This is a genomic window from Brooklawnia sp. (assembly GCF_032229645.1).
GTDB lineage: Bacteria > Actinomycetota > Actinomycetes > Propionibacteriales > Propionibacteriaceae > Brooklawnia.
Map to the genome: position 1 here is coordinate 1 of NZ_JAVTWX010000089.1, position 7,349 is coordinate 7,349.

Consider the following 7,349-nt stretch of genomic DNA (forward strand, 5'->3'; position numbering starts at 1 on the left):
GCAGCCGAAGGTGTCCTGCAGCTGGGTGTGCTTGTACAGGTTGTTCATCACCACGCGGGGTTGAGCGTCGCGCTTCAACACGATGACCAGTCGCTGCCCGGTGCGGGCCGAGGTGTCGTCGCGGATGTCGGCGATGCCGGTCAGCCGGCCGTTGTTGACCAGGTCGGCGATCTTCTGGGCCAGGTTGTCCGGGTTGCACATATACGGCAGCTCGGTGACCACCAGTGAGGTACGACCCTTCGAGTCTTCCTCGACATTGATCACCGCGCGCATCGTCACCGAGCCGCGGCCGGTGCGGTAAGCATCCTCGATGCCCTGACGCCCGACGATCAGCGCGCCGGTGGGAAAGTCGGGGCCCTTGATACACGCCATCGCCGCTTCAAGCAGCTCCTCGGGGCGAGCCTCCGGGTGCTCCAGCGACCACTGCACGGCCTCGTTGACCTCGCGCAGATTGTGCGTGGGGATATTCGTGGCCATGCCCACCGCGATACCCGACGACCCGTTCACCAGCAGGTTCGGGAAGCGAGCCGGCAGCACGGTCGGCTCCTGCTCGCGTCCGTCGTAGTTGTCCTGGAAATCGACGGTGTTCTCGCCGATATCGCGGACCATCTCCATGGCCAGCGGTGCCATCTTGCACTCGGTGTACCGCATGGCCGCCGCGGGATCGTTGCCGGGCGAGCCGAAGTTGCCTTGGCCCGAGACCAGTGGCGCACGCATCACCCACGGCTGAGCGAGCCGCACCAAGGTGTCGTAGATGGCGGAGTCGCCGTGTGGGTGATACAGGCCCATGACCTCGCCGACGACGCGCGAGCACTTGTTCCAGCCGCGGTCGGGACGATAGCCGCCGTCGTACATCGCGTAGATCACCCGGCGGTGTACCGGCTTCAGGCCGTCACGCACGTCCGGCAACGCACGCCCGACGATGACGCTCATCGCATATTCGAGATAGGAGTTCTGGATCTCTGTCTGCAGATCGACCTGCTCGACAATGCCCTTGCGCGGCTCGGTGATCGTGCCTTCGGCCTCGCCCGCCGCGTCCTGCTCGCTCACGGGATTGCCGCCGGTACGACCCTCGACGCCACCGCCGAGAATCTCGTCGTCCAGGTTCTCGCCGGGATCATCGGGCCCGTTCGGACCCTGCGGAGTTTCGCTCACTTGGTGTCAGTCCTTGTCAGATGTCGAGGAAACGGACGTCTTTGGCGTTGCGTTGGATGAAGGACCGGCGCTCTTCGACGTCTTCGCCCATCAGGATGGAGAACATCTGGTCGGCGCGCGCAGCATCATCCAACGTCACCTGCAACAAAACCCGGCCATCGGGATCCATGGTCGTTTCCCACAGGTCGGAGGCGTCCATCTCACCCAGACCCTTGTATCGCTGGATGGGGTTGATGTTCGGCAGTTTCTTGCCGGCGGCCTTACCGGCATCACGTAGTGCATCGCGTTCGTTGTCGTTATAGGCCAGTTCGTGCGGGGCGTTGGTCCAGCGCAACCTGAACAGCGGGGGCTGGGCAAGATAGACGTGACCCTCGTCGATCAGCGGCTTCATGAACCTGAAGAGCAGGGTCAGCAACAAGGTGCGGATATGCGAGCCATCGACATCGGCATCGGCCATCAGCACGATCTTGTGGTAGCGCAATTTGTTGATGTCGAAGTCGTCGTGGACGCCGGTGCCGAGCGCGTTGATGATCGCCTCGACCTCCCTATTAGCCCAGATGCGGTCGATGCGAGCCTTCTCGACATTCAAGATCTTGCCGCGCAGGGGCAAGATCGCCTGGATGCGCGGGTTGCGTCCGCCCTTGGCGGAGCCGCCCGCCGAGTCACCCTCGACGATGAAGACCTCACATTCTTCGGGGTTGTTGGACGAGCAGTCCGACAGCTTGCCGGGCAACCCGCCACCGCCGAGCAGCCCCTTGCGACTTCGGGCAGCCTCGCGGGCCTTGCGCGCCGCCACCCGCGCGGTGGCCGCCGAGATCGCCTTGCGGACGATCTCCTTGCCCTCGGCAGGATTGCGCTCCATCCAGTCGCCCAGCCGGTCGTTGACCACCCGCTGGACGAAACCACGCGCCTCGGTGTTGCCGAGCTTCGTCTTGGTCTGGCCCTCGAACTGAGGCTCGGCCATCTTCACCGACAAGATCGCGGTCAGGCCTTCACGGATGTCCTCGTTGCCGACCCGGTCTTCCTTCTTGCGGATCAGACCCCAGCTCTCACCCCACTTGTTGACGGTGGTGGTCAGCGCAGCGCGCAGGCCCTCTTCGTGGGTGCCGCCTTCGTGAGTGTTGATGGTGTTGGCGAAGGTGTGCAGCGAGTTGCTGTAGCCGGTGTTCCACTGCATGGCCAGTTCCAGGCCCATGCCCAAATCGCTCGAGTGCGCCTCGACGTCGATGATGCTGGTCAGCTCATCGCGGGAGCTGTTCAGATATTGCACGTAGTCGACCAGGCCATGATCGAATTTGAACTCGTCGTTCAGCGGGTTGCCGTCTTCGTCCACATGGTTCTTACGCAGATCGGTGATCCGAATGTTGAGGCCCTTGTTGAGGAAGGCCATCTCGCGGAACCGGGTCGCCAGTGTCTCGTAGTTGAAGCTCGTCGTCTCGAAGATCTCGGAGCTGGGGAAGAAGGTGATCGTGGTGCCGGTCTCGGTGGTTGCCTCCAGCCGCTCGACGACCGCGTCCGGGGTGCCCAGGGTGAAGCTCTGCCGCCAGTGGTAGCCATCGCGGTAGACCTCGGCGATCATCCGTCCGGACAACGCGTTGACCACGGAACTGCCGACACCGTGCAGACCGCCGGACACCTTGTAGCCGCCGTTGCCGAACTTGCCGCCGGCATGCAGCACGGTCAGCACCAGCGTCAGGCTGGAGACGCCCTCGGTGGGGTGCAGCGCGACCGGGATGCCGCGGCCGTTATCGATCACCCGGCAACCGCCGCCGTCGAGAAGCTCCACGCTGATCTGGTCGCAGTAGCCGGCCAGGGCTTCGTCAACCGCGTTGTCGACGATTTCGTAAACCAAGTGATGCAGGCCGCGTTCGCCGGTCGACCCGATGTACATGCCGGGGCGCATGCGCACGGCCTCAAGACCTTCGAGCACCTGGATCTCTGCGGCACCGTACTCGCCTTTGACCCGGGCATTCTCGGCACCGTCGCTGATTTCGAGTTCGGGACCGAAGTCGATATCGTCGGGCACAGCACTATTCGCCAGATCACTCACCGACAGAAGCTCCTTCGTAGCTCTCGGAACCGCGCTGTACTGCGGTGGGCGATCGGGCCCACAGGCCTCAAAGGCGACCCGTCCCAACTACAGAATCCTACCATCTGTGCCCTATAGATCTCAGCTGGTGACCATCTCGGCTCCCCAGAACTACCCCTGTCGGGCCCGCCAAGGCCTCGTGAACGCCCCGCGAGCCCGTCGAGGCGGTCCCATATCGGGGTCGGGCCCCTCAGAACGCCTGTGGCGGTTCGTCGGTGTGCGCGGTGGTGGGGGCCCAGGATCTCCTAAACTGGCTGGCATGAGTCAGGGTCCACGGCGCGCGATCTGGCCGGACGAGGAGTTGCCCAGACCCGAGCACCCCGAGCAACCTCGACAGTCTTGGGCTCCGCCGTCGCCCGACCAGCAACCGTCCGGTGTGCCGATGCCTGCCAGACAGGCGCGATTCCGGCTGCCGACCGCGGCCAAGGCGCTGATCATCGTGATCGCCGTATCGATGGTCATTGCCGGCGGCATCTGGGCCGGGGGCGGTTTCAGCGTGCGCCAGGTGATGGTCGACCGCCACACAGGCGAGCCGCTCGACCTGGGCCCGGTTGAGCTGACGGTGCTGAATGCGATCAGCTACGACCTCGGTGAACAGACGCAGATCGAGGCGGCCGCCACCTGCCGACTGACCTCCGAGCATTCGGAAGGGTCGGTCCACTACGCCATCGGTCGCAATTCGTTCGCCGGGGTCCGGCTGAATGGTGAGGCATTGCTGTCGAGCGACACGATGGTGACCATCGGTGTGGACGACGGACTGAACTTCGGTAGGACGCGCGAGGTGCTTTCGCCGGGGGTCCCGGCAGTGCCCTGCGTGGTGCGGTATTCCCTGCCCATCGAGGCCCTGGATGCCGACACCGCCACGATTCTGTTCTGGCGGCTGCAGTTCACCGAGGAGAACAACGTCAAGAACGACGAGGACACCTCGAAGACCTGGAATGCGGCCGCCGATGGGTATCGGGTACAGCTGCCGTTGCGGCACGTAGCGCGCTGAACCGTCGTCCAGCCAGATTGGACGAGCTCACCGGGGTTCGGAGATGACCGGGAACTGCTTGCCCGGCACCGAATCACAGACCAGTCCGACGATCTGATCGAGCATCTGCTCGGGCACTTGGAAGCTCAGCACCACCTGCTGGCTAGGCGTGATCTCGTCAGGATCGGTGCGGCAGATGCGATCGTGCGACGGATCATCGTTCCACTCGGCTTCCCAGGCCTCTCCCGAGGCCGAGACGAGTTCGAAGCTGCAGACCGTGGAAATGTCGCTGTCCTCCACGTAAACGTAGTTGTCGACCGCGATGGCATAGCTCACGAAGACCGCGCCCGGCACCGATTGGATCGTGTCGTCGGGGCCATCGGGAAGCCTGTCCAGCAGTTCGCGGCCGAGCACGGTATAGCTGACGCCGAGCGGGTCGGTATAGGGCTCACCCGGCTCCAGCACGCGTGGCTTGAGGTAGAGGTCCCGAGCCAGCCAGGCACAGAACCCCACCGCCACCGCCACCGTGAGACAGGCCAGCAACCACCAGAATCCTCGTCCGCGGCCTCTCATCGCGCCACCTCGAAGACAGGGTCGGGGACCACCATGGGTCCGGTCTTCGAGGCCAGTTCGGCCTGCAACCCGTCGTCGATACCAAGATCGAGGACGACCTCCGGCTCGAAGGCCAGGTAAAACCCGGTGGGCTCACAATGCAGCCGACTACCGGTCAGACCGTCGGCGGGGCGCTCGAAGACGATCCGGATACGCTCGGTGAATCCGAGCTGGGGGGTCACGAACGAGTCCTGCACAGGTGAGTCGACCAGCACCAGCTCACCGTCGTCGCCCGGCGCATATAGCTGGCAGCCGATCCCACCGATCGGACGAGCAAAGCTGCTCATCTCCAGGTCCACGCCCAAGAAGAGCGCCTCGGTGACCAACCCCTCTTGCTCATCGCCCGAGATCTCCAGCCGGGTCCCCGAATCCAGCCCTGTCACCCGCATCGGCTGGCCCTTCAAGACTTCGATCGTCTCGCCCGGTGCAGCTTCTTTGAGGTCGGTGTCCGCTTCGTCCCCGGATTTCCCGGTGACGGCCCCGGCAGCCAGGATGCACGCCAGCGTCACCACGAAGGCAACCAGCCTGCGACCCGCCGTCCGACGCCCGGCCGGTGCCGGCTGAGCCAATGCCGGCTGGTCGTGACGCTGCTGACTGGGGGTCAGCGTCATCGTCATGGCGACCGCTAGCAGGCTGATGCGCAGTGGCTCGCCGATGATCCCGCTCAGCAGGCCGAGAGGTGGCTGCATCCGCAACCAGAAGCCGAAGACATTGCCACCCATCAGGCCGCGTACACCCAGGAAGAGCAACGGTTGGATCGCCGACACTATCGAGTAGAGCAGGATGAACGCGCCCATGAATGGCAGCCCCACCCGCAGCACATGGCGCAACGACTGGACGAACGGGATGATGCGGGCTTCCAGATCGCCGACGAAGATCTCGACGAGTTCCAAGATGGTGGCGCGGCTGCCCTGGCTGGCTGTCAGCCCGCGGCTCTCCAGGCGGGCCAGGCGCTGGCTGCGCCGTGCCAGCGGGCTGTGAACACCACGTTCTCCGCCTATCTCCCAAAGCTCGGCTGCCGACAGCAGATAGGTTCCGAAGACCAGGCCGGTCGCAGCAAGCCAGAGCAGCGGGGCCAGCATGGCGTCGTTGATCAGCGGCCATAGATACTGCGTCCAGGCATGCCACAGCGCGCTCAGGAAGGCCGGGATCGAGAGGTGCAGCCTCGCCAGCACACCCACGATCCAGTCCTGGGCGTCCAGCAGCCAACCGAAGAAGACCCGGTCGCGCAGCCAGACTCCCAGATCACCGAGCATCCGGGACCCGCCGAAGATCAGTACCACCGAGAAGAAGCCTTCGACGAGGGCTCCGACCAGGCCGAAGATCCAGCGTCCGGTACGCTCAGCGGCCGTCTCCAGACCGCGTCGCATCAGATAGCTGCCGACCAGGACTGCGGCGATGATCCACCGCTGGCGAGCCGTGGTCGGATCGAGCACCGTGGTGGCCGACTGCGGGTTGAGCAGCGTGGTCGATTCGAGCGCGCCTTGGATGAAGAGCTGATAGGTGGCTTCGTCGATGCCGCCGAAGACCGAATAGACGCCGACGAACGGCAGCAGCGCCAGGCTGACGACCTTGACCAGCGGCTCGTCACGTCCGATGCGGGCGGCCGCATCTGGGAGTGCCTCCCACAGGCCCGCGGGTTCGCCGGCGATCCGGATGGCGACGATGATGGCCGCAAGCTGGGCCACCAGCCCGCTGCTGAAGATGACCACCGTCAGCCAAGGATGCGTCTCTTGAATCGGGGCGGTCAATGTCAATGCGATCCGGTAGATCAGCCAGCCGATCACCCAGGCGATGATGATCTTGGGCAATACCTGCCACCAGACCCGCAGGGTCCGGCTGATCAGGCTGGTGAGCTGGCTCCACCATGCGCGCAGGAACGACATCGCGATCAGTCTAGGTGGAGGTGGGCTACGGCTGCGCGCTTCGGTGCGTCAGCCATAGGTGTCGCGAGGTCCGCGGCCATCGCGCACCGCACGGGGTCCGTGCGACCAACTTGGAGCCGCCGGCCCACGCACGTCTATGCGCACCACCGCGCCATCGCCCAACTCGGCATTCAATCTGGCCACCACCTGCGGGGCCATCTGCCGCAGGGCGGTCGCCCAGGTGGTCGATTCGGCCCGCACAAAGAGCACCTTGTTCTCGAAGCCGACAGGTTGGGCGTGTTGGGCATTGACCGGTCCGACGATCTGCGGCCAGCTTTCCAGCAGCCTGCGCAATCCCAGTTGGGTCTGCCACCCCCGCCTGCTGACAAGGTGATTCAGCGCGTCTTTCAGGGGATGCGGGTCGCGGTCGTCGGGCCCCGAACCCGATCGCTGCTCGCTCAACTCCGGACGACGACGGCGCCTTCGTCCAGAGTTCACACCCCGCGGTGGCGGCAGTATCCCGGCCACGCCGTGCGCGATGTGGGTGGCGACCTCGACACCGAGTGGGTCATGGTCATCGGCCTCGAGCGGTTCGGGAAAGACCGAGATGTTGTCCGGCTCGGCGATATCGTCCGGCTCGGTAGCGCGACGATCG

The 7,349-nt window shown here is 64.8% G+C and carries 6 protein-coding genes; 1 reads left to right on the forward strand and 5 read right to left on the reverse strand.

Annotation, left to right across the window (positions count from 1 at the left end; translation table 11 throughout):
• Together AAFP05_RS06750 and gyrB are read right to left on the reverse strand one after the other, a co-directional pair.
• A partial coding sequence (locus tag AAFP05_RS06750; protein ID WP_341729093.1) for a DNA gyrase subunit A occupies positions 1–1,050 on the reverse strand: 1,050 nt, incomplete at its 3' end.
• Positions 1,051–1,171: 121 nt separating this feature from the next.
• Complete coding sequence (gene gyrB / locus AAFP05_RS06755) at positions 1,172–3,145, reverse strand: DNA topoisomerase (ATP-hydrolyzing) subunit B (RefSeq protein WP_341729094.1); 1,974 nt, start codon at positions 3,143–3,145, stop codon at positions 1,172–1,174.
• A 358-nt stretch (positions 3,146–3,503) separates the two neighbouring features.
• Here gyrB and AAFP05_RS06760 point away from each other — a divergent pair, with 358 nt between their 5' ends.
• Complete coding sequence (locus tag AAFP05_RS06760) at positions 3,504–4,238, forward strand: hypothetical protein (protein WP_341729090.1); 735 nt, start codon at positions 3,504–3,506, stop codon at positions 4,236–4,238.
• A 27-nt stretch (positions 4,239–4,265) separates the two neighbouring features.
• Here AAFP05_RS06760 and AAFP05_RS06765 read toward each other — a convergent pair whose 3' ends face one another.
• From AAFP05_RS06765 to AAFP05_RS06775, 3 genes are read right to left on the reverse strand one after another with little or no spacing between them, the layout of a single operon-like run.
• Positions 4,266–4,790, reverse strand: coding sequence for a hypothetical protein (locus AAFP05_RS06765; RefSeq protein ID WP_341729091.1), 525 nt, complete (start codon positions 4,788–4,790; stop codon positions 4,266–4,268).
• Positions 4,787–6,715: a hypothetical protein gene (locus AAFP05_RS06770; RefSeq protein ID WP_341729092.1), complete on the reverse strand. Its 1,929-nt coding sequence runs from the start codon at positions 6,713–6,715 to the stop codon at positions 4,787–4,789. The genes AAFP05_RS06765 and AAFP05_RS06770 overlap by 4 nt, the downstream gene beginning before the upstream one ends.
• A gap of 48 nt (positions 6,716–6,763) precedes the next feature.
• Entirely contained in the window at positions 6,764–7,321 is a 558-nt protein-coding gene (locus AAFP05_RS06775) for a DciA family protein (RefSeq protein WP_341729095.1), read from the reverse strand.
• Positions 7,322–7,349 lie beyond the last annotated feature (28 nt).